Source organism: Nesterenkonia sp. Act20 (genome assembly GCF_019173455.1).
Lineage (GTDB): Bacteria > Actinomycetota > Actinomycetes > Actinomycetales > Micrococcaceae > Nesterenkonia.
Genome location: NZ_JADPQH010000001.1, coordinates 1,426,435 through 1,452,145, shown reverse-complemented (window position 1 = coordinate 1,452,145; position 25,711 = coordinate 1,426,435). Strand labels below are relative to the sequence as shown.

Sequence of the window (25,711 nt, the reverse complement as noted above, 5' to 3'; positions counted from 1 at the left end):
GGAAGGAGGGAGGCGCCATGGCCTCACAGGACTGGATCGATAAAGATTTCTATGCCATCCTCGGCGTCTCCCGCGATGCCTCCGAGGAGGACATCAAGAAGGCGTACCGGAAGCTCGCTCGGAAGCATCATCCCGATAAGAACCCCGGGGATGATGCCTCCGAGCAGAGGTTCAAGGACATCGCCGAGGCCCACTCCGTGCTGGGTGACAAGAAACAGCGCGAACAGTACGACGCCGTCCGCGCCATGGGCTCGGGCGCCCGATTCTCGGGTGGCCCGGGCCCCGGCGGAGCGGGCGGAGGTTTCGAGGATCTCTTCGGAAACCTCTTCAACGGCGGCTCCGGCGGCGGCTTCGGTCGCGGAGGCGGCAGCCAGTCCGCAGGCGGCCCCGACCTCTCCGACATCTTCGGTGGCGGAGGCTTTGGCGGCGGCGGCTTCGGTGGCCGATTCGGCGGGGGCGGCGCGCCCGCCAAGGGGGCTGACCGCACCTCCAAGACCACGATCTCCTTCGGTGGTTCCATTCGCGGAACCACCGTGGGGCTCCGTGAGCCCAATGGAAGCGTCATCGACGTCCGGATCCCTGCAGGGATCCGCGCCGGACAGAAGGTCCGGGTCAAGGGCAAGGGTCAGCGCGGCCCCGGGGGCTCCGGTGATCTGCTCGTCGAGGTGGCGATCTCCCCACACAAGTTCTTTGAACGGGTGGACGACGATATTCGCATTCACCTTCCGGTGGCCTTCGACGAGGCGGCGCTGGGCACCAACGTCCAGGTGCCCACTGTGCATGGCGAGAAGGTGCACATCAAGATTCCGGCGGGCACAGCGTCCGGTCGGGTGCTGCGTCTCAAGGGACACGGCGTGCGCCGCAGAGAGAAGGGCCGCGAAGTCTCCGGCGATATGCTGGTGACCGTCGAGGTCCAGGTGCCGAAGGATCTTCCCGACGAGGCCCTGGACGCGATCAAGGCGTATGCGAAGGCCACCAAGGGGATCGATCCCCGGAAAGGCCTAGAGGCCAAGGCGGTGCTGTGATCATGGATGCTCGGATGAGGCTCGACGCTCGGATGCTCGAGGCGGACCAGCGGCATGCGCCGATGTTCGTCATCTCCGTGGCGGCCGAGCTCGCCGATATGCACCCCCAGACCCTGCGCCAGTATGACCGCATCGGTCTGGTCACCCCACGCCGCCAGGGCGGACGTCACCGCAGATACTCCCCGTACAACGTCGAGCAGCTCCGCCAGATCCAGCAGCTCTCCCAGGAGGGCGTCTCGCTGGAAGGCATCCGACGGATCCTCGAGCTGCAGAACCGGGTGGAGGTCCTGGAAGAGACCGTAGACGTGCTCCGCCACGAGCTGCGCGAATCCGAACGGCACTCCACCAAGCCCCGGATCTTCGCCGTCGGCCCTCATGGGGACGTGGTCACGGTGGCCCGCGGGCGCCGGCCCCGAGCCAACACCCAGGCGCTGGTCCTGTGGGAGCCGGCCCCGCGCCGTCGCTGAATTGTTCCTCCGGACAGGCGTCTGACCTGCACTCAGCGAGTCCTCCATGTCCCGAGAGGTGGTCCCCGGGATACTGGAGGACATGTCTGTTTCGAAGCTCCCCCGATCCATCTCCGTCGGTGCCCTGGGAGCTGCGACAGTCCTGATGCTTGCAAGCTGCAGCGCTGAACCCTCCGAGACGGTCGACGACGCCGCAGAGTCGCTGGCCACCGCCGTGAGCACGGGAGACTTCTCCGAGGTGGGCTTCGCCTCCGGCGACGCGGCATCCCTGGCCGCCGCCGTGGAGAACCTGCATGAGCCGCTCGGAGAGATCGACCCCACGGTCACCACAGGTGAGATCACCTTGGATGAGCCGGGGGAGGAATCCCCACGTCCGGTCACCGCCACCGTCGAACTGCAGCACACCTGGGAGCTCGACGACCTGGGCATCGACGGGGAGAGCTGGACCTACGACACCTCGGCTGAACTCGTCTATGACCAGGAGGCCGAGACCTGGTCCGTGGAGGGCACCCCAGAGATCATCTTCCCGGACTACACCGGAGACCAGACGCTGGACCTGGTGACCACCTCGGCCGACCGCGGCCGCATCATGGACGATGACGGACGTGCGATGGTCTACAACCGGGACGTGGTGCGGCTCGGCATCGACAAGGGCCAGCTTGCGCAGGACGGGGAGCCGGCCGACGAGGACACGCTGCGCTCTTCCGCGGAGGAGCTTGCCGAGCTGGTCGGCCGGGACCCGGGAGACTATGCAGACATCGTCGTGGCCGGAGGTGAGATGGCTTTCGTCGAGGCGATCACGCTGCGCCGCGAGGAGAGTGAGGTCACCGCCACCGAGGTCGAACAGATCCCCGGCGCCGCCTCAATCTATGACCAGATGCCGCTGGCCGATTCGCGTGATTTCGCCCCGCTGCTGTTGGGGCGGGTGGGGCCGGTCACCGCAGAGATCCTCGAGTCCGATCCGAGCCTCTCGGTGGGAGACACGGTGGGCCTCACTGGGATCCAGGCCGCCTACGAGGACACGCTGCGCGGAACCCCGGGCATGGAGATCCAGTTCAACGGCGAGACGCAGTTCGCCGTGGAGCCCGAACCCGGTGAGGACCTCGACACCACGATGGTGCCGCGGCTGCAGAACCTCGCCCAGGACATCGCCGACGACCAGGACACCACGGCCGGCATCGTCGCCATCCGCCCCTCCGACGGCGGCATCCTTGCAGCCGCCAGCCATGACCCCGAAGGCGGATACGTGCCGGTCGCCACTCAGTCCACCTACGCTCCGGGCTCCACCTTCAAGGTGGTCTCATCCCTGGCGATGCTCCGCAGCGGTCTCACGCCGGAGTCCTCCGTGGAATGCACCGAAGGCACCACGGTGAACGGGCAGCAGTTCGGCAACTACTCCGGCTTCCCTGCGGCGTACCTCGGCACCATCGAGTTTCGCGATGCGGTGGCGGTCTCCTGCAACACCGTCTTCGCCGACGCCTATGACGATGTGACCTCCGAAGAGGTCCACCAGGCCGCGGTGGATCTTGGGCTGCGCGAGGATCCCAGCATCGGCGTCCCAGCCCGCATGGGCTCGATCCCCTCGGATTCCGAGGAGAATCTCCACGCCTCCAACCTCTTCGGTCAGGGCAATGTGGAAGCCTCCACCTTGGGGATGGCCACGGTCACGGCTTCCATCGCGGCGGGGAAGACCATCCAGCCCCACCTCGTGGTGCCCGAGGAGGCGCCGGAAGCCCCGGAGGGCGGCGTCACCGAGCAGGAGGCAGAAGACCTGCGCACGCTGATGACCGACACCGTGAACTTCGGCTCCCTGGAGTCCATGGGGGACGTGCCGGGCGAGCCGATCTATGCGAAGACCGGTACGGCGGAGCGCGGCGAGGGCGACGACGCCTACTCCCACACCTGGGCCATCGCCATGCAGGGGGACCTCGCCGTGGCGATCTTCCTGGAGGAGGGCGAGTTCGGTGGATCCACCAACGGCCCGCTGCTCCAGGAGTTCCTCGAGGGCGCCTCCGCTATCCTGTAGCGGTGACTTTCCAGCCCGACACCCCTTCGTCCGACACCTCCCAGTCGGCCTCCGACCTCCCGATGCGCCGACCGCTGTCCTTCGTGCGCCGCAGCAACCGGCTCAAGCCCAGCTACCAGCGGACCTGGGACGCGGCGCTGGGCCATGAGCTGCTGGACATCCCCCACGGGGAGCGTGACACCTCCGTGGCGGAAGGATTCACGATCGACTGGGCCGCGGAGTTCGGCCGCACCGCGCCGCTCATCGTAGAGATCGGCTCCGGCTCCGGTGAGGCAGTGGCGCACGCCGCCGCGGCGAACCCGGAGACCGACTTCCTGGCCGTCGAGGTCTATAAGCCCGGCGCCGCGCAGCTGGTGAGTCGACTCCGCCGCGAAGGCCTGCGCAATGTCCGGGTCGCTGTGGCGAACGCGCCCGAGGTCCTCGACCAGCTCTTCAACCCCGGCGAGGTCTCAGAGGTCTGGATCTTCTTCCCCGACCCGTGGCATAAGAAGAAGCACAACAAGCGCCGACTGATCGACGCCGGATTCCTCGAGAAGGTGGCGCGGGTGCTGCCCGAGGGCGGTGTCTTTCGTCTCGCCACCGACTGGTCCGGCTACGCCGTGCAGATGCGCGAGGTCCTCGGTGCCTCGCCGCAGTTCATCAATCCGCATGCGGGGGAGCGTTCCGGTGAGGACTCTGCGCTGACGCAGGTGCGCCTGTACGATCTTGACGCACAGTCCATGGGCAAGGAGCCGCAGCCGCTCGACCTTCAGGAGGCCCGCGACGACGAGGGCGGCTGGGCGCCCAGGTTTGCGGGTCGTGCACAGACCGACTTCGAGACCAAGGCGCTGAACGTCGGTCGAAGGATCTTCGACCTCACCTTCATCAGGAGGTCGGCCGAGAACTCCTGAGGCGTCGACGGCGCTGCTGTCGTGTCCGTCCCTGGTGGACGGGAGTCGTAGCCAGGCCCGGTCGAACCGAGAACACTCACACACACAAGCGGTGAGCCAGATGCAGACTCGCACCTGTATCGAACTGCCGGATCCACATGGCCGGGAGAACAACGAGATTGAGGTACAACACTCATGTCTGAAGAGCAGCCACCCCGACGGAGTCAGCGACTGGGGGAGGAGACCCGACGCGTGTCGCGGCAGGCCGGACAGGCGCTGGGCCAGCTGAATCCCATCTCCCGGGCCCGCTACCCGCATGACACCCATCCGGCGCTCGTGCCCGGGATCGGGATCGACGAGCAGCGCCGCCGCTACAGCATCGACTGGTTCATCTTCGCGATCACCGGTGTGCTGACCGTGGCCTTCGTGATCTGGGGCGTCACGAACCCTGCGAGCGTCGGTGAGGTGGCAGGAGTCGCCTACGACTGGACCATGGTCCACGCCGGCTGGCTCTTCAATGCGCTCGCCATCGTCGTGCTGGTCTTCCTGCTCATCCTGGCGGCCACCCGCTATGGCAGGATCCCGCTCGGCAAGGACGGCGAACAGCCGGAGTACTCCACCTTCGCCTGGATCGCGATGCTCTTCGCCGCGGGCATCGGCATCGGAGTCCTCTTCTGGGGACCTGCCGAACCGCTGGCCTACTTCTACAACGTGCCCGCACCGCTGGAGCATGAGCCCGAGTCCAATCAGGCTCTGCACAGCGCCATGGCGCAGACCTACTTCCACTGGGGCCTGCATGCCTGGGGCATCTACGCCCTGGTGGGCGGCGCGGTGGCCTACGCCGCCTACCGCCGTGGCCGCGTGCCGCTGATGTCCGCCATCTTCGAGAAGCTCTTCGGCAAGAAGCACTCGGAGGGCTTCGCCGGAAAGATGATCGACATGTTCGCGATCATCGCCACGCTCTTCGGCACCGCGGCGGCGTTGGGCATCGCCGTGATGCAGATCGGCGAGGGTGTGGTGATCGTGGCCGGCGCCTCGGAGCTCACCAACATGATGATGATCGGCATCATCGCCGTGCTCAGCGCATGCTTCGTCGTCTCCGCGGTCTCCGGCATCTCCCGGGGCATCCGCTACCTCTCGAGCATCAACATCGTGCTCACCATCGGTGTCATCGCGGTGTTCTTCTTCGCCGGCCCGACGCTGTTCCTGCTGAACCTGCTGCCTTCGGCATTCATGGAGTACCTCGGAACCATGTTCCAGATGATGGGCCGCTCGGCCTCCTGGGGCCAGGAGACTCTGGACTTCCAGTCGGCATGGACCGTCTACTACTGGGCATGGTGGATCTCCTGGTCCCCCTTCGTCGGCATCTTCATCGCCCGCGTCTCCCGCGGCCGGACCATCCGCCAGTTCATCCTCGGCGTCATCCTGGTCCCCTCCTCGCTGCTCTTCGTGGCCTACGGGGTCATGGGCGGCGTGTCCATGTGGCTGGCTCGTGAGGGACAGGGCAATGTCAGTCCGGAACTCAGCGCTCCAGAGGTGCTCTTCTCCGTGATCGACGCCCTCCCGTACCTGCAGTGGCTGCCGATCGTCGTCGTCGTCATCCTGGCGATCTTCTTCATCACCTCGGCCGATTCCGCCTCGGTGGTGATGGGCATCCTGACCACCCGCGGTGATCAGGACCCGAATAAGCTGGTCGTGGTGTTCTGGGGCCTCGTGATGGCAGGCGTGGCCACAGTGATGCTGCTGCTCGGCGAGGGCACCGCCCTGCAGGGCCTGCAGTCCCTCGTGATCGTCACCGCACTGCCCTTCGCCCTGGTGCTGATCCTGATCATGATCGCCTGGTCCCGTGAGCTCGCCACCGATCCGCACGCGCTGCGCGAGAAGTACGCCGATCTGGCGGTGAGCAACGCCGTGCTCGACGGCGTGGAGCGCTACGGCGATGACTTCGCGCTGGAGGTCGTCCCCACCCACCCGGGCGAGGGCGCCGGCGCCGAGGTCGACTCGGAGCATGACGACTACACCGAGTGGTACCAGCGCACCGACGAGGATGGCGCCCCGGTGGGCTACGACTTCGCCACCGGCGAGTGGGCCGACGGCTGGGATCCGGAGACCGGGGAGATCGGCACTGTGGTCACTGAGGACTCCAAGGCCCCAGCAACGGCAGATCAGCTCGGGCAGGACCCGCAGCCCGGGCAGGATCCGCAGGGTCAGACCACCAAGCGATAGCCGCGCTTCACCACCGTCTTGATTATCGAGGGGTCAGGCAGTGATTGGCGCAGCCGTGACACCCACATCTCCAGGGCGTGCTCTGAGCCGCAGTGCGGAAGCACCGCCAACAGATGCTCCCTGGAGAGCACGGCCCCCTGTGCCTTCATCAGCGCCCGCATCAGCGCCAGCGGGCCGGGCGCCAGCTGCACCGCAGCGGCGCTCGGCCCGGGCAGGTGCACGGTGTCGCCGGAGACTCGGATCGTCCCGCGGCGGGTCTGCAGCAGCAGGACCTGGTCCTCATCGGCATGCTGGTGCGCTGGGATCGCCATCACCGCTCCTCACCATGCCGGGTGTCGTCAGGCATGTCATGGGCTGCCTGATCTCAGGCTATGGCGCGGTGGTTTCTCGATGTTGTCGGGAGTGTAAAGCGGATGTATCTTGCGGCTCTCAGCTGGAGCGAGCGTACGCAGCCGCGGCTGCTGGCGCGGGCCGCGGCGGCCTGAGCTGGCCTCGGCTTCAGCGAGCTGGCGTCGGCTTCAGCGGGCCGGCCTCGGCTTCAGCGAGCCGGTGCGTAGGCGCGGCGGGCGAAGATCAGCAGCCCGAGCAGCAGCAGCCCCGGAAGGATCCAGCCCGTGACGCCCTGCAGCGTGGCCACGCGGAAGTCGGTGGGTGCACCCGCCTCGGCGAACCAGAAATGCAGGATCGCGGCGGCCGAGATCATCGACTGGGCGAAGGCCGCCGGCCAGATGGAGCCTGAACGCATGCGCAGCCAGGCGAGCACGCCGCCGATGATGATCGAGAAGCCGACCATCAGGGCCAGCGCAAGGAACACCGGGGTCTGGCCGTAGAAGAAGCCCACCGCCAGCAGCGGCGCGTACCAGAGTCCCGAGACGATTCCGGTGAGCACGACGGCGGCGCGAGCCCCCCAGCGCACCTGCAGGCGGGGGAAGAGGTAGCCGCGCCACCCCATCTCCATGCCCGCGTGGATCACCACGCCGAGCACCGCACCGGAGAAGATGTACCCCACCTCGACCAGCAGGCCGGTGGCGATGAACTCCGTGGCCTCGCGTCCCAGCCGGGAACTCAGATCCTGGACGAAGATGGGCATGGAGAGATCGAGCGGGTAGGCGCCCAGCGCGGCGCCGATCGGCAGCGCCGCCAGGCTGAACGCGAAGAAGAGCAGCAGCGCGAGCACGCTCCAGGCCAGCAGCCTCCCCACCGGTCGCAGCGGGGTGATGCCCAGCGCATCGGTGATGGTCTGTGACTTGAGCTGCGCGCCTGCCTGCTCGCGCTCGGCGGCCGTGTGCCCGTAGAGCACCCCGGGAGGCTGGCGCCGTTCCATGAGGTAGGCGACCACCGCGGCGATCGCCGGAGTGAGCATGAAGAGATTCAGGAACACATCGTCCGGAGCGGCGCTGCGCTCCTCAGGGCTCATGAGGATCAGCGGCAGTCCGACGATCCAGCCGAGCCCCAGGGTCACCAGCACGAAGACGCTGAGTATGACCAGGGGAGTGCGCGGCGTCGCAGTCAGGGTATTGGTGGGAAGACTCACGCGATGACCCTACCGGCTTCGGCTGGACGATCCAGCCTCGCTCAGGCTCGCTGACGTCGGGCGATGAAGAACAGCCGCCGGAACGGCAGGATCGTGCCGATGCGGGTCGCCGGATATGCCTCGCGCAGCGCCGCCTTGTACTCGGCGCTGAACTGCTCGCGGATCTCACCGGGCAGCGCCTGCAGCACCGGACGGGCCGCCGCCGCGGAGATCCAGTCGAAGACCGGGTCCTCACCCTGGAGAACGTGGTGATAGCGGGTCTCCCAGGCCTCGACCTCCCAACCGGGCTGGGCGACGTCGAGCATGTAATCGGTCAGCTCCGCCGTGGGCTTGAGCAGCGCGGCGGGATCGATGTGCTGCGCATAGGGCTGGGCAGCGGCGAACTCGGCGAGCAGCTGGTGGCTGGGCGCATGGAAGTTGCCGGGCACCTGGACCGCCAGCATGCCGCCGGGAGCGACGTTGTCCATGATGGAGGGCAGCAGCTCGCGGTGCTCCGGGATCCACTGCAGCGCCGCGTTGGAGACGATCAGGTCGGCAGGTTCCTGCAGCTGAAGGTCGCGGATGTCCGCCCGGGTGTAGGAGATGCGGTCGTCATCGGTGGCCTCGCGGGCCCGCTGGAGCATCTCCTCCGAGGAGTCGATCCCGGTGATCTGCGCCGTGGGCCACATCCCGCGCAGCACCGGCATGCCGTTGCCAGGTCCACACCCGAGGTCGACGATCCGGGCGGCCTTCGGGGCTCGCACGCGCTGAAGGAGGTCGATGAAGGGCTGGGTTCGTTCGGAGGCGTAGGTCAGATACGCCCCCGGATTCCACTGGGTGCTGGGCATGGACCGAGTCTAAGTGTGGGTCAGGGGCCACCGCCGGGGTTCTGACACATTCCGACACTCGCGTGCTCTGGTGTCGATTAATGCGAATGACTTGCAATTAGTGCGCTGCTTAGATGAGAATGGTTCGCATGAACACGAAATCACTCACACTGTCATCCCGGGCTCTGCCCTCTCTCGCCCTGCCTTCTCTGCTCCTGGTCTCCACGCTGGCGCTGACCTCCTGTGCCGACGGCTCCAACAGCGCCGACCCTGAGTCCATGGAGGGCGCTGCGGCCGAGTCCTCGGCCGCCCCCGAAGCGGCCTCGACCGAAGACGCCGAGTCCGCCGTCGAGCCCTCGGATCGCGAGACCCATGAAGCAGGAGGCCCCAGCCCGCGAGTAGCGGTCACCTACGACGGCGGCGTCGCCGTGCTCGACGGCGCCACCCTGGAGGTGCTCAGCGAGGACGAGGCTGAGGGTTTCGTCCGGGTGAACCCTGCTGGGGATGGTCGGCACTTCTTCCTCACCGAGGGTGAGAGCTTCCGGCTGCTTGACGGCGGCACCTGGGCAGAGCCCCACGGAGACCACGACCACTTCTACACCACAGATCCGCTTCTCAGCGATGTCACGGTGGGCGGTCCGGCCCCGGGCCACGTGGTCTCTCACGATGGAATCGGAACATTGTTCTTCGACGGCAATGGCGAGATCCACAGCTATGACCTGGCCGAGCTCAGCGATCTTGACCTCGGTGCCGAGTCCGAGTTGGAGACCGAGGTGGCCGCGACCGAGGAGGCGCATCATGGCGTTGCGGCGGTCTTCCCCGACGGTGGCCGCTTCGAGACTCTCGGCAACGAGGATGCGCGGACCGGCGCGCGCGTGCTCGACGCAGACGGGGAAGAGCTGGCCCGCAACGAGGACTGCCCCGGCGTCCATGGTGAGGCGGCCGGCCCAGAGGGGATGATTGCGGTCGGCTGCGAGGACGGTGTGCTGATCTGGGACGGCGAGGAATTCTCGAAGATCGATGCCGGTGAGGACTTCGCCAGGACCGGCAACCTCTTCCCCGCGGAGGACTCCAGGGTGTTTCTCGGTGACTACAGCCTCGTCGCTGACGGTGAGGAGCCGATGACTGAGGTCGCCCTGGTGGATGCCGCCAGCGAGGAGATCTCGACCGTGGAGATCGGCGCGGCGTACAACTTCCGCTCGCTGGCCCGCGGGCCGGAGGGCGAGGCCCTCGTGTTGGCTGAAGACGGGGTGCTGCATGTGATCGATCCGGACACCGGCGAGCACACCGACGAACTGGAGATCATGGACGAGTGGACCGAGCCGGAGGAGTGGCAGGAGGCCCGCCCGGCCATCCGCGTGCTGGATGACATCGCCTACATCACCGAGCCTGATGCGCAGAGCGTGCACATGGTGGACCTGACCACGATGGAGATCATCAACTCTGCTGAATTCGAGTTCACCCCGAACGAGATTGCGGCCGTCGACGGGCGCGCCGTCGAGGGCGCCGAGGAATCGGGCCATGACCATGCGGAATCAGACAGCGATCACGCTGAAGAGGGCCATGAGGATGCAGAAGAAGGCCACGACCACGCTGAAGAGGGCGCCGAGCACTCAGCCGATGAGCACGAGGATCACGACCACTGATCCCACCCACCGCGGGTGAGGGCGACTGAGTCCCTCTGCTAGGAGCGCCGTCGACTTCCCACGGGGTCGCTGACGAGAAGGGTCGGAGGCACCACGCCTCCGGCCCTTCGGCGTGCCGCCGCCGCGGTCCACCACGCGCCGCCGATGATCATGGCGCAGCCCAGCAGCTGCCAGGTGGTGGGGATCTCGGCGAAGAGCACCGCCGCCAGCGCGACGGCGAAGACCGCGGAGAGCAGCATGAGGGTGCTCGATGCGGTCTCGGAGATGCTGGTCATGGCGATGTTGAAGCACAGGTAGGTCAAGACCTGGCCCACGAAGGCAAGGGCGAGCATCGCTCCCCAGCCGTCTGCGCCCTCCGGGACCGCTAGCCTGCCCAGCCCGGCCGCGGTCAGCAGGGTGGTCGCGCCTGCGGAGAAGCAGACCAGGCTCAGCACGGTGAAGGGTGCGGACCTCCTTGGGTGCGCACCCTTCGGGCTGCTGCGTCGGATGATCCCGAGATAGAGGGCGTACCCGGTTCCGGCGGCGAGGCCCGCCAGCACGCCCGCCAGCTGCAGGTTCTGCAGATCCAGGGCTCCGGCCGTGAGCGCGACGCCGGCCAGCATGAGCGGAATGATGAGAGCGAGCTGGCGCATCGGCCGGGTGCCTTCAAGCGCCCAGGCGATCAGCGGGAGGATCACGATCTGCACGTTGATCAGCACGGTCGCGATGCCCGGTCCGATCATCGCGATCGAGGTGTTGTAGAAGCTGTAATCCGCTCCCAGTGCGACGCCCGCGATCAGCGCGCCGACCAGGGTGCGGCGAGTGGGTCGTGCCCGGCGGCGCAGCAGCTCCCAGGCAGCGAGTGGAAGCAGCATCGGTACTGCGAGCAGGCAGCGCCAGGCGGCCACACTCAGCGGTTCGCCGTCGATCACTGCGATCATCGCTGCTGACGAGGCAAGAGCCATGGTGCCCAGCACCATCAGGACGACGCCGCGAGCCGGGGTCATATGCTGCGCTACAGCCATTGCCGAGGTTAGGACTTCACGAGTCGACGAATGGCGGCGGTGGCCTCCTGGATCTTCTCCTCGGCCTCCTCGCCGCCCGCGTTCACAGCATCGGCCACGCAATGACGCAGATGATCCTCGAGCAGCGCCATTGCCACATTCTCGAGCGCGGCTGTGGTGGCGCTGATCTGGGTCAGGATGTCGATGCAGTAAGTGTCCTCGTCCACCATGCGGTGCAGCCCCCGGGCCTGCCCCTCGATCCGGCGCAGTCTGCTGAGATACTTGTCCTTCTCCGTCATGTACCCGTGCTGGGGATCCATGGGTCCTCCTCTGATGGCCAGGCCACCACTATATGGTCCGTTGTGCAGAAATATACCCTAAGGGGGTATGTTTGAGGTGTTGCCGAATGATCCCACACCCCCAAGGAGCGCATCATGGCCGAGGTTCGCCGCTATTCCGTCACCGGCATGTCCTGCACTCATTGTGAGAACGCCATCCGCGAGGAGGTCGGACAGCTTCCAGGCGTCACGAGCCTGCAGGTCAGCTCCTCCACGGGGCGGCTCGAAGTCACGCTCGCCGAGCCCGCGCCCAGGGACGAGCAGGTGCTCGCCGCGGTGGACGAAGCGGGATACGACGCGACGCGGCAGCCGTGACTCGGCCAGACATGGCCCACGGCGCCCCTGCCGCAGCGGTGCCGGCTGATCCCGCGCCGGTTGCCGCTGAGCGCATCGAGCTGGAGATCGGTGGGATGACTTGCGCCGCCTGCGCCCAGCGCATCGAACGCCGGTTGAACAAGCTCGAGGGTGTGACGGCCAGCGTCAACTACGCCACCGAGAAGGCGGCGGTCCATCGCACCCCGGCGGAGACCACCGGAACCACCGATGCCGCCAGCTCTGCCGCCACTACCGCCACCACCCGCGCTGCCGGCCGAGAGGCGCTCATCGCTGAGCTCATCGCCGCGGTGGAGAAGACCGGATACAGCGCCCAGGTGCCGGCACCGCCGCATGATGAGGCCGGCAATGCGAGCACGGCCGACCGAGATCTGACTGGGCTGCGCCGTCGCCTGCTGGTCGCGGCGGGCTTCACGCTGCCGGTCGTCGCGCTGGCGATGATTCCGGCGCTGCAGTTCCCCGGGTGGAACTGGGTCTCTCTCGTGCTGAGCCTGCCGGTGGTGCTCTGGGCCGGCTGGCCATTCCACCGTGCCGCCGCGCTGAATGCACGGTCCGGGGCGGCCACGATGGATACGCTCATCTCGCTGGGGACCCTCGCCGCTCTGCTCTGGTCCGGCTACGCCATGGTCTTCGGTCAGGCCGGCGATCCCCAGCTGCGCCATGAGTTCGTGCTCTTCGCCCAGCCGCCCTGGCTCTCGGAGACCGCTCATGCTGCGGGAGCAGAGAACATCTACTTCGAAGTCGCGACTGCGGTGACAGTCTTCCTCCTGCTCGGCAGGTATTTTGAGAAGCGCTCCAAGTCCCGTGCAGGTCAGGCGCTGCGGTCGCTGCTGAACCTGGGAGCCAAGCAGGTCGCGGTCCTGCGGGAGGGCGGGGAGGTCCTCATCCCGGTGCGTGAGCTTGCTGCGGGCGACGAGTTCGTGGTTCGGCCGGGGGAGAAGATCGCCACCGACGGCACGGTCCTCTCCGGGGCCTCCGCGGTCGACATGTCGATGCTCACCGGCGAGTCGGTCCCGGTGGAGGTCGCGGCCGGAGACCGCGTCACCGGAGCGACCACGAACACCTCGGGACGGCTGCGGATCCGCGCCACTCGGATCGGGGCCGATACGCAGCTGGCTCAGATGGCCCGCCTGGTCGAGCAGGCCCAGTCCGGCAAGGCCGAGGTACAGCGGCTCGCCGACCGGATCTCCGGAATCTTCGTGCCCATCGTCCTGGTCATCGCGCTGCTCACCCTGCTGACCTGGCTGCTGATCGGACCCTCGGCCGAATTCGCGTTCACCGCAGCGGTAGCAGTGCTCATCATCGCCTGCCCCTGCGCGCTCGGTCTCGCGACCCCCACCGCCCTGCTGGTGGGCACCGGTCGCGGCGCCCAGCTCGGCATCCTGATCCGTGGCCCCGAGGTGCTCGAGGCCTCGCGCGGGGTGGATACGGTGGTCCTGGACAAGACGGGGACCGTCACCACCGGGGCGATGCAGCTCGCCGCGATGCACTCTGCCCGTTCCTGGGACGAATCCGACGACGACGACGCCGAGCTGCTCCGGCTCGCCGGCTCCCTGGAGGCCGCGTCCGCGCACCCGATCGCGCGCGCGGTGACCAATGCTGCCCGTGAGTCGCTGGGCTCCACCTCGGGCACGCTTCCCGAGGTGATCGAGTTTCAGAGTCACCAGGGCTACGGGGTCTCCGGCGAGGTCCTGGGACGCAATGTCGTGGTGGGACGCCGTGAGCTGCTGCGTCAGCGAGGGGTTGAGATCCCCGCGGAGGTCGAGCCCATGCTCGCGACATCCGAGTCCCATGGATCGACGCCGGTGCTGGTCGCGGTGGATGGACGATTCGCCGGAGTGTTGATCGTCTCCGATGCGGTGAAGCAGACCTCCGCCGAGGCGGTCTCGCGTCTTGGCGCGATGGGCCTGCGCACGGTGCTGCTGACCGGCGACAATGCAGGTGCCGCGCGGCGGGTGGCCGCCGAGGTCGGCATCGACGAGGTGATCGCCGAAGCGCTGCCGCAGGACAAGGTCGCCGCTGTCGCAGGGTTGCAGGAGCAGGGCCGAAGCGTGGTGATGGTGGGGGACGGCGTCAACGATGCCGCCGCGCTGGCCCAGGCGGATCTGGGCATCGCGATGGGCACGGGAACGGATGTGGCGATCGATGCGGCCGGCATCACACTCATGCGCGGGGATCTGCGCGCCGTCTCGGATGCCATCGCGCTCTCCCGCCGGACGCTTCGAGTCATCCGCTCCAACCTCTTCTGGGCCTTCGGCTACAACGTCGCTGCCATTCCGCTGGCGGCGCTGGGGCTGCTCAATCCGATGCTGGCCGGGGCGGCGATGGTGCTGTCCTCGTTCTCCGTGCTGGGCAACAGTCTGCGACTGCGTGGGTTCAACGGCTCCGGCACCAGGTAGCATGCGGGTCGACGCAGCGAGCGTGCCCCGCCGGGCCCCGCCCGGGCCTGGGTCAGGTCGGCCCGACCCGGGCTGGCCCGGCCCGACCCGGGTCAGGACTCTGCCTAAGATAGGTCCATGTTGAAGCCATTCCTCCAGGTCGACGTCTTCGGTGACGGGCCATTCACCGGCAACCCGGTCGCGATCATCGCAGAGGCGCAGGACCTGAGCGATGAACAGATGCGCGCCATCTCGCGCTGGACCAACCTTTCTGAGTGCGTCTTCCTGCTTCCTCCCACGACCGCTGAGGCGGACTATCGAGTGCGCATCTTCGCGCTGGATACGGAGCTTCCCTTCGCCGGGCACCCCACGCTGGGCGCTGCACGGGCCTGGCTGGATCTCGGGAACGAGCCGCGATCGGCCGGCGTCGTCGTCCAGGAGTGTGGCGTGGGGCTGGTCCCGGTGCATATCGGCGAGGACACGTTGTCCTTCGGCGCTCCGGGCCTGGTGCGTTCGGGGCCCGTCACCCGGGCGGCGCGCACGATGCTCACCGAGGCGCTGGGCGTCACCGAGGACCAGGTGGTGGATGCGGCGTGGGTGGACAACGGCCCGGGGTGGGTCGCGGTGCTGCTCGACAGTGCGGCGACGGTGCTCGCGGTGACCCCGGACGTGACCAAGATCCCCGAGGCTGAGTACCGCTTCCTCGGCGTCGTCGGCGTCCAGCCGGAAGGCTCGGAGACGGCGCTGGAGCTGCGCGCCTTCTTCCCCGATGACACCGGGGCGCTGCGCGAGGACCCCGTGACGGGCAGCCTGAACGCCTCGGTGGCACAGTGGCTGGAGTACTCCGGGCGCATGTCGCCGCCCTACGTGAGCAGTCAGGGCACGGTGCTGCAGCGCCGCGGCCGCGTGCATATCGAGGGTGAGGGCGAGGCGCTGTGGGTCGGCGGTCGCACCCATGTGGCCATCAGCGGAAGCATCGACATCCCGGTCGAGGCCCCCGAGGAGTGAGCACCGCACTCGGCGGTGACCACCAGCACTCGGCGGTGACCACCCGCACTCGCCCGTGAGCACCCGCACTCGCCCGGCGAGTCCGGGTGGTGCTGTGCTCTCTGGGTTGACGCGCTGATCTACGTGGTGATGCTGGGGTGGAGCCCCTCCCGAGAGCAGGCTAGCGAGCGTTGCGAACATCATCAAATGGCATCAAAGAGGCAGCTACTAGACTATTGTGCTTCATTCGATTCGAAGGTATATTCGAATCATGAAGGCAGTACTGACTGACCCGATGTCGGAGTCGCTGTGGGAGTCACAGCGGAAGCTGAATCAGGCGCAGGCTGAGCAGCTGAGGATCCTCGTGAACTATGTGGAGTCCTTCCTTCGTGAGACCGAGGTCATCGACCCGCATCTCATGCGAACAGCTCGCGGACGTTCCACCGTCGAGTCCGCGGCCATCATGAACGCCGCCGAGGCGCTGGCAGCCGGTGAGGGCCATGTGTTCAGCCAGTACCAGCAGGCGCGATTCGCACGCCAGCATCTGCCCGGTGTCTGGGACTGCACGCGGCGCGGGGACGTTTCGGTCCGTTCGCTGCTCCGGGTCGTCTCGGCCGCGGAGAAGCTGCAGTCGCCGGTCAGTCTGGAACGGCTGGATCGGGATGCCGCCGCCTACGCCGTGAGTCATCGCCCGGCGCAGCTCAATGCATGGCTCTCGCGCTTCGTCGCACGGGTGGAGCCGGAGCACCAGGCTCGACGCTGCCACCTGGGGCATGCCGAGCGCCGAGTCTGGCTGGAACACCTCGACGACGGACTCAGCATCCTGCACGCGATGCTTCCCACACTCACGGCCGAGGCGATCAAGAACCGCCTGGTCGATGTAGCCCGGAGTCCCCGACAGGCGGTGCCCTATGACCCCTGCGTCGAACGCCCGCTGATCCAGAAGACAGATTCCGGACGTGTCTCGGGTGCCACCGACTGGCTCGGATTGGGCCACGTGGCGGAGCCGAGTGGAGCGACGGTCTCGGACTCAGCCCCCGTGTGGGCGTCACTTCAAACGCAGGGGTGCCGCACCTCCTCCGCCTTCGAGACGTCCCCCACGGCCGGCGGCGAGACCTTGCCAACCGGCGCCGCAACGGCGCGAACGGTCGCCGCGACGTCTCCGACAGCCGGCGGCGAGAATGGCCACAGTGTCGAAGCCGGAACGAATCGACCTTCTGGAGACCCTCGGACGCAGGCCCAGCGCGAGGCGGATCTTCTCTCGTGCTGGCTGCTCACCGGAGGCACGGATTCTGGCATCCCCATCAACGGCCATATCGGTCTGCTGATCACTGCAGAAAGCCTCCGGGGGATCTCCGATGCTCCAGCGGTGAGCCGAAACCGCCGCCACGCGTATCCGGCGGAGATGATTCGTCGCATCGTGGGCGCCCAGCAGCACCAGCTGGCATTTACCCCGGTGCCGGGAGCATTCGAGGCCACCGGCTTCCAGAATCCCCCGCGAGGTGATCTCTTGACCGAAGACCCACCTCCTGACGACATATGGCAGGTGGTCATGGAACGGGTGTACCACAGTCGCTTCGTGCCCCGGGTGCTGCGTCGGCTGATCGAGTTTCGGGATGGAACGTGTCAGGCGCCGGGCTGCACAGTGGCGGCGGAGCATTGCGACATCGATCATCGGCTCCCCTGGCCGAGAGGAGAGACCACGGCCGCCAATCTCTGGGCGCTGTGCCGCAAGCATCATCGACTCAAGACCGCAGGTCTGCTGGAGGTGCCTGACGTTCGGGAGCCTTTGCCCACGGCGTAAACTTGGCGCAGCAGCGCGCCCCCTTGCAAAGGATCCGATGACCGACGAATATCGCCTCTCCGCCGCAAGCCTGACCTCCGGCTACGAGGAGCGTCAGGTTCTAGAGGACCTCACCATCACCATCCCTGATGGGTCGTTCACCGTCATCATGGGTCCCAACGCCTGCGGAAAGTCCACCCTGCTGCGCAGCCTGGCTCGGCTGATCAAACCCACCGGCGGCCAGGTGCTCCTCGATGGCGAGTCCATCTTCAACATGCCCACCAAAGAGCTCGCCCGCACTGTGGGACTGCTGCCGCAGTCAGCGATCGCTCCCGACGGGATCACGGTCTTCGACCTGGTCTCCCGCGGTCGGCACCCGCATCAGCACATGTTCAAGCGTTGGGGCAATGAGGATGAAGCCGCGGTGCGGACAGCGCTGGAGAACACGGCGTTGACTCAGCTCGCCAGCCGTGAGGTCGACGCCCTCTCCGGCGGACAGCGGCAGCGTGCGTGGATCGCCATGGCATTGGCCCAGGAGACCCCGCTGTTGCTGCTCGACGAGCCGACCACCTACCTGGACATCGCCCATCAGATCGAGATCCTCGAACTCTGCGCACGGCTTCAGCGCGAGGGGCGCACCCTCGTGGCAGTCCTTCACGACATCAATCAGGTGCTGCGCTATGCGTCACATATCGTGGCGATGAAGGACGGGCGCATAGTGGCCGAGGGTACCGCCGAAGAGGTGGGCACCGAGGACACCATCAAGCAGGTGTTCGGCGTGGACTCGCGAGTCATCGAAGACCCAGAGACCGGCAAGCCCCTGATGATCCCGAAGTCGCCGGTGCGCTGAGGAGGTGGCCGGAGCGTCGAGCCTTCCAACCGGGGTGTCGACCGTGTGAGACTTCTGCGCATCGAGGAGGAACTCTCAGGAGGTCGCAGTGGGAAAGCTCATCTTCTTCATGCTTGTCTCGGCCGATGGCTACGTCACCGATGAGGCCGGTGATTTTCAATGGGGAGAGCCGGACGAAGAAGTCATGGAGTCCATCAATGACCAGACCCGGGACATCGGCACCTACCTGTACGGGCGGAAGATCTACGAGCTCATGAGCGTCTGGGAGACGGATCCGTCATTGGCTGACGATTCCCCCGGGTCGGCAGATTTCGCCAGGATCTGGACCGCCGCAGAGAAGATCGTCTACTCGAGGACGCTCGCCCAACCCACGACCTCCCGCACCCGGATCGAGCGCGAGTTCAACCCCTCCGAGGTCCAACGGATCAAGGAGGAGAGCGCCAAGGACCTGACGATCGAGGGCCCCACCCTTGCTGCCCACGCGCTGCATCACGGCCTCGTGGACGAGGTCCACCTGTTGGTCTGTCCGCTCATCCTCGGCGGTGGACTTCGCATGCTGCCGGACCAGAGGATGACGCTCTCGTTGCTGGATGAACGCCGATTCAGCAATGGAATGGTTCAGCTGAGCTATGCCGTCAAGAGTTGAATCCGGCGCCGCTCTCAGTGACTCAGCCGCGACCAGAGCTCCGCATCGAAGGATTCCGGGGCGAGCGCCGACATATGTCTCACCGCGTTGTCCAGCTTGAGTCTCCAGGCGCGGACCGCGCTCTCGGCATCCCCAGCCAGCACCGCCGAGAGGATCCGCCGGTCGTCGCTCACGATCCGTTCCACCGCTGGGCTGTAGTCCAGCTGAAGGACGGCGATGAACATCCGCACCCGCAGAGTGAGCGCGTGGAAGGCGCGTGCCGATTGTCCCAATCCCGAGGCCTCGGCGAGCTCCTGCTGGAACTGCAGATCCGCGAGGCCGACATCGGACCGCGTCCCCTGGGATGCCGCAGCCTCAACGGCGCCGAGCGCGAGCCTCGCGGGAAGCAGCCTGTGCCGGGGCTGCACCGTGCAAGCCCGCAGGAGCACCATCCCCACATGGAGCCGGGCGGCGTAGAGATCCACCACGTCAGCCCCCGTCACGGCGGGGATGCGGAAGCTGCCCTGGTCGAGGTCAAGGAGGCCGTCATCGACCAGCCGAAGCATGGCGCTGCGCACGACTGCTCGACGAAGCCCGAGACGGTCTGCAAGCGCTGCCGGAGACAGCTTGTCGCCAGCACGGAATCCCGAGTTTGTGATCTCCTTGCGCAGCGCGATGGCGATCTGTTCGGTCACCGAGAGCTCGACCTGGGCGAACCAGGTGTTTCGCGGAGAACGCTCGGGTTCCATCAGCCCCGGGTCACCCGACTCTTCTGAGTCAGAATTCAAGCGAATTTCTGTCGGTTCCGACGTCCGACGCCATTGCACGCCGTGCAGTCCACGACCCGCACGGCGTGCGAGGAGATCGAGCAGGTCCCCCGGAACCGTGTCCGGGCCGGGTTCGCATCGAGAGAGCAGGGCGGCAACGTGGTCCAGGAACTGCTCCCAGCTCTGCTTCTGGCGGGGATCCCACAGCGCCTCGGGTGCGTGTGCAGGGATGGGGGAGGCCGGAGAGTCCGGTGCGGTGGGGGAAGCCGGAGAGTCCGGCACGGTGGGGGAGGACCGTGAGGTCGATGTGGTCATTGCGGCACTCGGGGCCGCCGCCACATCCCGCCGCCCCGTGGCCCCTCGAACCCGCCAGGTCCCGGCCTCGGAGACGCGCAGCGCCGCCATCAGGGCGGTGGCCCGGCGCTCCGTATCGGCCCCGCCGGCACGGGCCCGGGCGGCACGGGCCCGGCCGGCACGGGCCCCGCCGGGTGGCGGGGCCTCGGGCGTAGCCCCCTCAGCTGCATCCGCCGCGTCGAACCGCACCCGGATCTGCGGGAAGCGGACGCTCACCTCGGACAGCACCACAGGTTCAGCAGTGCCAGCCGCCTCTGTGCCGCGCGGGGCCGCGACGCGGCGGAGCCGTCTGAAGGATCGGCTGACCAGCGTCTGGCTCAACCCGGTCAGCTCCGCCACGCGGCGCGTGGAGAAGTCCGGGGTGCTCACCCGAGCCCCGGCGGTGGCCAGCACGCTGGCCACGATGTCATCGGCCATGTCCTGGACGCGGGGGCGGCCACGGGCGGGAGCGGTCATGATGGCCATCATCGCTGATTTCTGACTCATAAGATACCGAGAATCTCCTCTGCGCCGTGCCAGAGCCTTGTGCCACAGCCCACACTGAAGTCAGCAGATCGAGCTACCAGAGAGCTGCAGCCGCAGCGTCGCGTGAATTGAGGCCCCGATGTCCACTGTGAACACCACCGAGCTCACCGAGATCGCCGAGGCGGCCATCAGCAAGGTCACCCGCTGGCTGCAGCCCAGCACAGCAAAAGAAGCGGGTGCGAAGAAGCCGAGCAAGAATCACGCTGCGGCTGACAAGTCGGCCCAGCGGCTCTCCGCCGTGCTGTCGCACCCCAATGGTCTTGACTTCACGGTCGGGTTCGTCGACCGGGTCATCCGCACTGAGGACACCAAGGCCGCCGCCTCGGCGCTGGCTGAACTCGGTGAACTGGCGCCCGATACACTCTCGGCGCTGGACCGGGCGCAGATCCGCACCGGCAGCGCGCTGGCGAAGGTGCTTCCCGACGTCGTCGTCCCGGCGGCGCGCGCTCGCATGCGCTCGATGGTCGGGCACATGGTCGTCGACGCTCGTGACAAGCCCTTCGGCAAGGCCGTCGCCACGATCAAGCAGGACGGCCACCGGCTGAACATCAATCTGCTCGGTGAGGCGGTGCTCGGCGAGGCCGAGGCGGACAAGCATCTGCAGGACACTGTGGAGCTGCTGCGCCGAGACGACGTCGACTATGTCTCCATCAAGGTCTCCTCCATCGCCTCACAGATCTCCATGTGGGGCTTCCAGGCGACCGTCGACTATGTGGTCGAGCGGCTGATCCCGATGTACCAGGAGGCCGCCAAAGCCCCTGCAGGATCCAAGTTCATCAACCTGGACATGGAGGAGTACCGCGATCTGAACCTCACCATCGCGGTGTTCAAGACCCTGCTCTCCCGTCCCGAACTGCAGCACTACGAAGGCGGCATCGTCCTGCAGGCCTATCTGCCCGACGCACTGGGAGCAGTCCAGGAGCTCGCCGAATTCGCCAACGCCCGGGTCGCCTCCGGGGGAGCCGGGATCAAGATCCGCCTGGTCAAGGGCGCGAACCTCGCGGTGGAGAAGGTCCATGCCGAGATCGCCGGCTGGCCGCAGGTCACCTGCGACTCCAAGGAGGCCACCGATGCCAACTACAAGCTGGTCCTGCACTGGCTGCTGACCAGTGAGAACATGTCCGGCGTGCGTATCGGCGTGGCCGGGCACAACCTCTTCGACATCGCCTTCGCGCATCTGCTCGGCGCCCAGCGCGGCGTGACCGAGCAGATGGAGTTCGAGATGCTCCAGGGCATGGCCACGGAGCAGGCAGAAGCGGTGAGCGCTGACGTCGGCCAGCTCCTGCTCTACGTTCCGGCCGTGCGCCCTGCCGAGTTCGACGTCGCCATCTCCTATCTGGTCCGTCGGCTGGAGGAGAACGCCGCGAGCGAGAACTTCATGTCCGGCATCTTCGAACTCGAGGTTGACGCCTCCGGCCGCGGCAGCGAGGTCTTCGAGCGCGAGGCCAAGCGCTTCCGGGAGTCCCTGCAGCTGCTCGAAGAGATCCTGGACACGAACGGGCACACGGCGCCGCGCCCCGCCCATGTCCAAGACCGCTCAGCTGAGACCCTGGCGGCTCAGGCGGCGAAGGACGCACCGCTGCCCGACTTCATCAATGAGCCCGACACGGACCCTGCTCTGCCGGCGAACCAGCGCTGGGCCGCCGAGGCGCTGGCCCGTGCGGGCGAGACCGGATGGCTGGAGAAGCAGTCGCTGCCGGAGAAGATCAGCGGCGACGGCATCGACGAACTCGTCGCCCAGGCTCGCGCAGCCGGGGAGAAGTGGGCGGCGCGCCCCGCCGTCGAACGTGCTCGCATCCTCTACCGGGCTGCCGACATCCTTGCCTCGCGCCGTGGTCACCTGGTTTCCATCGCCGCAGCCGAAGTGGGCAAATCGGTGGCGCAGACCGACCCGGAGATCTCCGAGGCCATCGACTTCGCCCGCTACTACGCACACAGCGCGCTGAAGATCGAGCAGGTCGAACATGCCACCTTCATCCCCGACCGGCTCGTGCTGATCACCCCGCCCTGGAACTTCCCGCTGGCGATCCCCGCGGGTGGCACCTTTGCGGCGCTCGCGGCCGGTGCCGCAGTGATCCATAAGCCCTCGAATCACACCCCGCACTGCTCCATGACGATCCTCGAGGCGCTCTGGGAGGCCGGTGTGCCCCGCGAGGTGCTCCATGGCGTCTACCCGTTTGAGGGTGAGGACGGCAAGCGCCTGGTCTCCCATGACGGGGTGGATCGAGTGATCCTCACCGGTGCCTCCGAGACCGCCGCGATGTTCCGCTCCTGGAAGCCGCAGCTGCAGATCAACGCGGAGACCTCGGGGAAGAACTCCCTGGTCATCACCCCCTCCGCCGACCGTGATCTTGCAGTGGCCGATCTGGTGACCTCCGCCTTCGGACATGCCGGGCAGAAGTGTTCCGCCGCATCGCTGGGCATCCTGGTCGGCAGCGTCTACGACTCGGAGCGGTTCCGCCGACAGCTCGTCGATGCCGCCTCCTCGATGGTGGTGGACTGGCCGAGCAACCTCTCCGCCACGGTGGGCCCGCTCACCGAGGAGCCCAGCGACAAGCTGCAGCGCGCGCTGACCTCACTCGAGCCCGGTGAGTCCTGGCTGCTGGAGCCCAAGCAGCTCGACGACACCGGGCTGCTCTGGTCACCAGGCATCAAGGACGGGGTCAAGCCGGGATCGTTCTTCCACCTGACCGAGGTCTTCGGCCCCGTGCTGGGCCTGATGGATGCTGCGGACCTCGATGAGGCCATCGCGCTGCAGAACCAGGTCGACTTCGGACTCACCGGCGGCATCCATTCGCTGGAGCCCGCTGAGGTGAGCGATTGGCTGAGCCGCGTGCAGGTGGGCAACGCCTACGTGAACCGCGGGATCACCGGCGCCATCGTGCAGCGCCAGTCCTTCGGCGGCTGGAAGCAGTCTTCGGTGGGCCTCGGCTCCAAGGCCGGCGGCCCCAACTACGTGATGCTCTTCGGCCGCTGGGAGGACGACGACGCCGGGAGTGCCGGTTCGGTCACCAGTGGGTCCTCGGGCGCAGCACTGGCTCCCGAGGTGCGGTCCCTGCTGGACCTGGCGGTCAGCAGCGGAGTGGTCTCCGGGGCCGACCGGGCCTGGCTCGCCGCCGCCGCGGCCGATGATCAGCACTGGTGGACCGAGGAGTTCGGCCAGCCCAAGGACCACACCGGGCTGGACAGCGAGGCGAACATCTTCCGCTACCTGGGCGAAGACGTGCTGCTGCGCGTGGGCGTCGATGCCTCGGCGGCGCAGGTGCTGCGCGTCCTGCTGGCCGCGCAGCGTGCGGGTGCCTCCGTGGAGATCTCGGCGGAGCCCGGGCTCCCGGGCAAGACCGCGAAGGCCGTGGAGCTGGGACGGCGCGCCATGGACCTGCGGGTCCAGGAGGAGTCTGCGCGCAGATTCTCCACCGAGCTGGCCGACGGTGCCTACGATCGGGGCGTCGGGGTGCGAATGCGCATGGTCGGGACGCTGGACCTCAAGCTCCAGCAGCAGCTGGCGGAGCGCCCCGAGGTCGCTCTGCTCGCCGATGAAGTGACGGCATCCGGTCGGGTGGAGCTGCGCTACTGGGTCAAGGAGCAGGCGGTGTCGATGACCCTGCACCGCTTCGGCAACCCGGCACGGGACTTCCACCGGCTCGCGCAGGAGCTGGTCCAGGCGCGCTGATCAGGTGCGGGTCAGCGAGCTCCTGGCGCTGGCGCAGCGTATGCGCGGCCAGTGCCAGGACCGAGCCGTATTGCAGGCCGGCCGCATCCTGGATTGGGATGACCTGTAGATCGGCCTCCTCGGTGAGCGCCTCGTCCAGCCAGCGCGCGTAGACCGGCTCGAGCTCGGAGACGAGGGCAGTGACGAGGGGCGTGACGAGGGGCGTGACGAGCGCGCCGGTGCTGGGCCGCTCGCCAGCCGCCGCGCCCGGCCGCTCGCCCGCCTCCTCATTCGCCGCGTCCCGGAGCGCGCGGAGGAACATCCCGCCGAAGCGCAGCCGGAGCATGTGAAGGATTCCCTGGACCCCGTGGATCTCTGCCACCGTGGCGAGGCGCTGTGACGCCGCCTCGCCGGCGCGGGCGCGCTGAGACTGTGCAGCATGGGACAGCAGCGGCAGGAAGGCGCGGCTGGCGCGCAGCAGCGGGGGCGCGGCGGGCTCCTGCGTTCGAGGGAGCTCGTCGAAGCGACCCAGCAGATCCATGAGCAGGTCTCCCGCGGCCGCGAGCTCCTCGGCCTGGTCCTGCAGCAGCCACGCATAGCTGCGCTGCGTGGGGGTGACGTCGTCGGCGCCGGGATGCTTCCACAGCGGCATCTCCGCCACCATCGAGATCGTGCCATGGGTTCTCGCGTATCCCGTGGAGGATTCACCGGCCGAACCCTCCGGAAAGGGGTCGAGGCCCAGTGCCTCCATCCAGTCATAGGCCTCCTCGAGCGTGCCCATGGCGAAGATCCCCGGCGCCAACACCTCGAAATGCGCGCCTTCGGGCTCTCCTCGGTGCAGCGGGACTCCGAGTGCCTGTGGGAGCTCGCCGAGCAGCTCGTGCAGCGGCTGCATCGCGTCCGAGAGGTAGAAATACGCTCCGCCGGCCTCCGCGTTGTGCAGCGGCATATAGAAGTCAGGTCGGCTCAGATCGATCGCCCGCTGCAGCGCCCGGGTCTCGGGCAGCATCGCATCGAAATGCGCGCTCTTGTACTTGAACGGAAACGTCCACTCCACCTGTTCCGGTCCGGCGGGACGGTAGAAGTGCTGGAAGTACCGACTCCGCTCACCCGGGCTCTGGAACCAGCCCTCGTTGAGTCGCATGGAATCGGGGTCCGCGCAGGGCAGGAAGTGCCAGCTGGTGCCCAGCCGACCGCGCAGGTCCGGATCTCCGAGCAGCTCGCGGGCGAGATGCAGCATCGTCCAGGAACCGATCGGCTCATTCGGGTGCACGCCCCCGGCGAGCAGGCCGCTCAGCTCGGCGGTCGGCCCGCCGTGCACGGTGTAGAGCAGGATCGGGTCCCCGGCGCGCGAATGGCCGAGCTGTCTGACGCTCATCAGCTCCGGATGCGCGGCCTCCAGGTCGGCGAAGGTCTGATGCAGCTCATCGACGCTCGGATAGTGGTGGGCCTCCGGCAGTCCCGCAGCCCGATCCAGGATCTCCTCGCGGCGCAGCGGTGCCGGAGCGGCGGGGATCCCGCGGGGATGCATCGTCGT

At 67.5% G+C, this 25,711-nt stretch carries 20 protein-coding genes; 13 read left to right on the top strand and 7 right to left on the bottom strand.

The features are described 5' to 3' along the window. Window positions 1-17 precede the first annotated feature (17 nt). The 5 genes from IY716_RS06700 (at window position 18) to IY716_RS06680 (ending at window position 6,613) form a co-directional block, all read left to right on the top strand. Window positions 18-1,025: a DnaJ C-terminal domain-containing protein gene (locus IY716_RS06700; protein ID WP_218220763.1), complete on the top strand. Its 1,008-nt coding sequence runs from the start codon at window positions 18-20 to the stop codon at window positions 1,023-1,025. A gap of 14 nt (window positions 1,026-1,039) precedes the next feature. After that, the gene (locus IY716_RS06695; RefSeq protein WP_304413974.1) at window positions 1,040-1,492 is read left to right on the top strand and encodes a heat shock protein transcriptional repressor HspR; all 453 of its coding nucleotides are present in this window, start codon (window positions 1,040-1,042) and stop codon (window positions 1,490-1,492) included. Window positions 1,493-1,574: 82 nt separating this feature from the next. Beyond that, on the top strand, window positions 1,575-3,518 hold the full coding sequence (locus tag IY716_RS06690; protein WP_218220762.1) for a penicillin-binding transpeptidase domain-containing protein: 1,944 nt from the start codon (window positions 1,575-1,577) through the stop codon (window positions 3,516-3,518). Between the two features lie 2 nt (window positions 3,519-3,520). After that, window positions 3,521-4,408: a tRNA (guanosine(46)-N7)-methyltransferase TrmB gene (gene trmB / locus IY716_RS06685; protein ID WP_369699613.1), complete on the top strand. Its 888-nt coding sequence runs from the start codon at window positions 3,521-3,523 to the stop codon at window positions 4,406-4,408. A 174-nt stretch (window positions 4,409-4,582) separates the two neighbouring features. Then, on the top strand, window positions 4,583-6,613 hold the full coding sequence (locus IY716_RS06680) for a BCCT family transporter (RefSeq protein ID WP_218220761.1): 2,031 nt from the start codon (window positions 4,583-4,585) through the stop codon (window positions 6,611-6,613). On the opposite strand, the gene IY716_RS06675 is transcribed toward IY716_RS06680, so the two are convergent. The 3 genes from IY716_RS06675 to IY716_RS06665 form a co-directional block, all read right to left on the bottom strand. Continuing rightward, complete coding sequence (locus IY716_RS06675; protein WP_218220760.1) at window positions 6,595-6,924, bottom strand: winged helix-turn-helix domain-containing protein; 330 nt, start codon at window positions 6,922-6,924, stop codon at window positions 6,595-6,597. The two genes, IY716_RS06680 and IY716_RS06675, sit on opposite strands and share 19 nt — an antisense overlap. 227 nt (window positions 6,925-7,151) lie before the next feature. After that, window positions 7,152-8,147, bottom strand: a complete 996-nt coding sequence (locus tag IY716_RS14010; RefSeq protein ID WP_218220759.1) for a type II CAAX endopeptidase family protein — start codon at window positions 8,145-8,147, stop codon at window positions 7,152-7,154. 41 nt (window positions 8,148-8,188) lie between these two features. Continuing rightward, on the bottom strand, window positions 8,189-8,974 hold the full coding sequence (locus IY716_RS06665) for a methyltransferase domain-containing protein (protein ID WP_218220758.1): 786 nt from the start codon (window positions 8,972-8,974) through the stop codon (window positions 8,189-8,191). A gap of 128 nt (window positions 8,975-9,102) precedes the next feature. Here IY716_RS06665 and IY716_RS06660 point away from each other — a divergent pair, with 128 nt between their 5' ends. Beyond that, on the top strand, window positions 9,103-10,599 hold the full coding sequence (locus IY716_RS06660) for a hypothetical protein (RefSeq protein ID WP_218220757.1): 1,497 nt from the start codon (window positions 9,103-9,105) through the stop codon (window positions 10,597-10,599). A gap of 38 nt (window positions 10,600-10,637) precedes the next feature. Here IY716_RS06660 and IY716_RS06655 read toward each other — a convergent pair whose 3' ends face one another. Next, on the bottom strand, window positions 10,638-11,603 hold the full coding sequence (locus IY716_RS06655) for a DMT family transporter (RefSeq protein ID WP_218220756.1): 966 nt from the start codon (window positions 11,601-11,603) through the stop codon (window positions 10,638-10,640). A gap of 8 nt (window positions 11,604-11,611) precedes the next feature. Further along, entirely contained in the window at window positions 11,612-11,902 is a 291-nt protein-coding gene (locus IY716_RS06650) for a metal-sensitive transcriptional regulator (RefSeq protein ID WP_192591361.1), read from the bottom strand. Between the two features lie 114 nt (window positions 11,903-12,016). On the opposite strand from IY716_RS06650, the gene IY716_RS06645 reads away from it, so the two are divergent. The 6 genes from IY716_RS06645 (at window position 12,017) to IY716_RS06620 (ending at window position 18,897) form a co-directional block, all read left to right on the top strand. Then, entirely contained in the window at window positions 12,017-12,235 is a 219-nt protein-coding gene (locus IY716_RS06645; RefSeq protein WP_218220755.1) for a heavy-metal-associated domain-containing protein, read from the top strand. A gap of 11 nt (window positions 12,236-12,246) precedes the next feature. Beyond that, a complete protein-coding gene (locus IY716_RS06640; RefSeq protein WP_369699673.1) occupies window positions 12,247-14,652 on the top strand; it encodes a heavy metal translocating P-type ATPase in 2,406 nt (801 codons plus the stop codon). A 117-nt stretch (window positions 14,653-14,769) separates the two neighbouring features. Then, a complete protein-coding gene (locus IY716_RS06635; RefSeq protein ID WP_218220754.1) occupies window positions 14,770-15,639 on the top strand; it encodes a PhzF family phenazine biosynthesis protein in 870 nt (289 codons plus the stop codon). 250 nt (window positions 15,640-15,889) lie between these two features. Next, window positions 15,890-17,422, top strand: a complete 1,533-nt coding sequence (locus IY716_RS06630) for an HNH endonuclease signature motif containing protein (RefSeq protein WP_218220753.1) — start codon at window positions 15,890-15,892, stop codon at window positions 17,420-17,422. Window positions 17,423-17,459: 37 nt separating this feature from the next. Further along, window positions 17,460-18,251, top strand: coding sequence for an ABC transporter ATP-binding protein (locus tag IY716_RS06625; RefSeq protein WP_218220752.1), 792 nt, complete (start codon window positions 17,460-17,462; stop codon window positions 18,249-18,251). Window positions 18,252-18,339: 88 nt separating this feature from the next. Continuing rightward, entirely contained in the window at window positions 18,340-18,897 is a 558-nt protein-coding gene (locus IY716_RS06620) for a dihydrofolate reductase family protein (protein ID WP_218220751.1), read from the top strand. Between the two features lie 14 nt (window positions 18,898-18,911). Here the strand turns inward: IY716_RS06620 and IY716_RS06615 are convergent, their stop codons facing one another. Next, window positions 18,912-20,483: a GntR family transcriptional regulator gene (locus IY716_RS06615; protein WP_218220750.1), complete on the bottom strand. Its 1,572-nt coding sequence runs from the start codon at window positions 20,481-20,483 to the stop codon at window positions 18,912-18,914. A 118-nt stretch (window positions 20,484-20,601) separates the two neighbouring features. Between IY716_RS06615 and IY716_RS06610 the strand changes: the two genes are divergently transcribed. Further along, the gene (locus IY716_RS06610) at window positions 20,602-24,195 is read left to right on the top strand and encodes a bifunctional proline dehydrogenase/L-glutamate gamma-semialdehyde dehydrogenase (protein ID WP_218220749.1); all 3,594 of its coding nucleotides are present in this window, start codon (window positions 20,602-20,604) and stop codon (window positions 24,193-24,195) included. On the opposite strand, the gene IY716_RS06605 is transcribed toward IY716_RS06610, so the two are convergent. After that, window positions 24,101-25,705, bottom strand: coding sequence for a M14 family zinc carboxypeptidase (locus tag IY716_RS06605; RefSeq protein WP_218220748.1), 1,605 nt, complete (start codon window positions 25,703-25,705; stop codon window positions 24,101-24,103). The genes IY716_RS06610 and IY716_RS06605 overlap by 95 nt on opposite strands. Between the last annotated feature and the right edge of the window lie 6 nt (window positions 25,706-25,711).

Bases quoted from the DNA above. Each gene is read 5' to 3' on its own strand.
- IY716_RS06615 (WP_218220750.1), bottom strand. From the start codon at position 20,483: ATGAGTCAGAAATCAGCGATGATGGCCATCATGACCGCTCCCGCCCGT.
- IY716_RS06675 (WP_218220760.1), bottom strand. From the start codon at position 6,924: ATGGCGATCCCAGCGCACCAGCATGCCGATGAGGACCAGGTCCTGCTG.
- IY716_RS06625 (WP_218220752.1), top strand. From the start codon at position 17,460: ATGACCGACGAATATCGCCTCTCCGCCGCAAGCCTGACCTCCGGCTAC.
- IY716_RS06680 (WP_218220761.1), top strand. From the start codon at position 4,583: ATGTCTGAAGAGCAGCCACCCCGACGGAGTCAGCGACTGGGGGAGGAG.
- IY716_RS06635 (WP_218220754.1), top strand. From the start codon at position 14,770: ATGTTGAAGCCATTCCTCCAGGTCGACGTCTTCGGTGACGGGCCATTC.
- IY716_RS06695 (WP_304413974.1), top strand. From the start codon at position 1,040: ATGAGGCTCGACGCTCGGATGCTCGAGGCGGACCAGCGGCATGCGCCG.
- IY716_RS06690 (WP_218220762.1), top strand. From the start codon at position 1,575: ATGTCTGTTTCGAAGCTCCCCCGATCCATCTCCGTCGGTGCCCTGGGA.
- IY716_RS06650 (WP_192591361.1), bottom strand. From the start codon at position 11,902: ATGGATCCCCAGCACGGGTACATGACGGAGAAGGACAAGTATCTCAGC.
- IY716_RS06610 (WP_218220749.1), top strand. From the start codon at position 20,602: ATGTCCACTGTGAACACCACCGAGCTCACCGAGATCGCCGAGGCGGCC.
- IY716_RS06660 (WP_218220757.1), top strand. From the start codon at position 9,103: ATGAACACGAAATCACTCACACTGTCATCCCGGGCTCTGCCCTCTCTC.
- IY716_RS06605 (WP_218220748.1), bottom strand. From the start codon at position 25,705: ATGCATCCCCGCGGGATCCCCGCCGCTCCGGCACCGCTGCGCCGCGAG.
- IY716_RS06665 (WP_218220758.1), bottom strand. From the start codon at position 8,974: ATGCCCAGCACCCAGTGGAATCCGGGGGCGTATCTGACCTACGCCTCC.
- IY716_RS06655 (WP_218220756.1), bottom strand. From the start codon at position 11,603: ATGGCTGTAGCGCAGCATATGACCCCGGCTCGCGGCGTCGTCCTGATG.
- IY716_RS06700 (WP_218220763.1), top strand. From the start codon at position 18: ATGGCCTCACAGGACTGGATCGATAAAGATTTCTATGCCATCCTCGGC.
- IY716_RS06640 (WP_369699673.1), top strand. From the start codon at position 12,247: ATGGCCCACGGCGCCCCTGCCGCAGCGGTGCCGGCTGATCCCGCGCCG.
- IY716_RS06645 (WP_218220755.1), top strand. From the start codon at position 12,017: ATGGCCGAGGTTCGCCGCTATTCCGTCACCGGCATGTCCTGCACTCAT.
- IY716_RS06630 (WP_218220753.1), top strand. From the start codon at position 15,890: ATGAAGGCAGTACTGACTGACCCGATGTCGGAGTCGCTGTGGGAGTCA.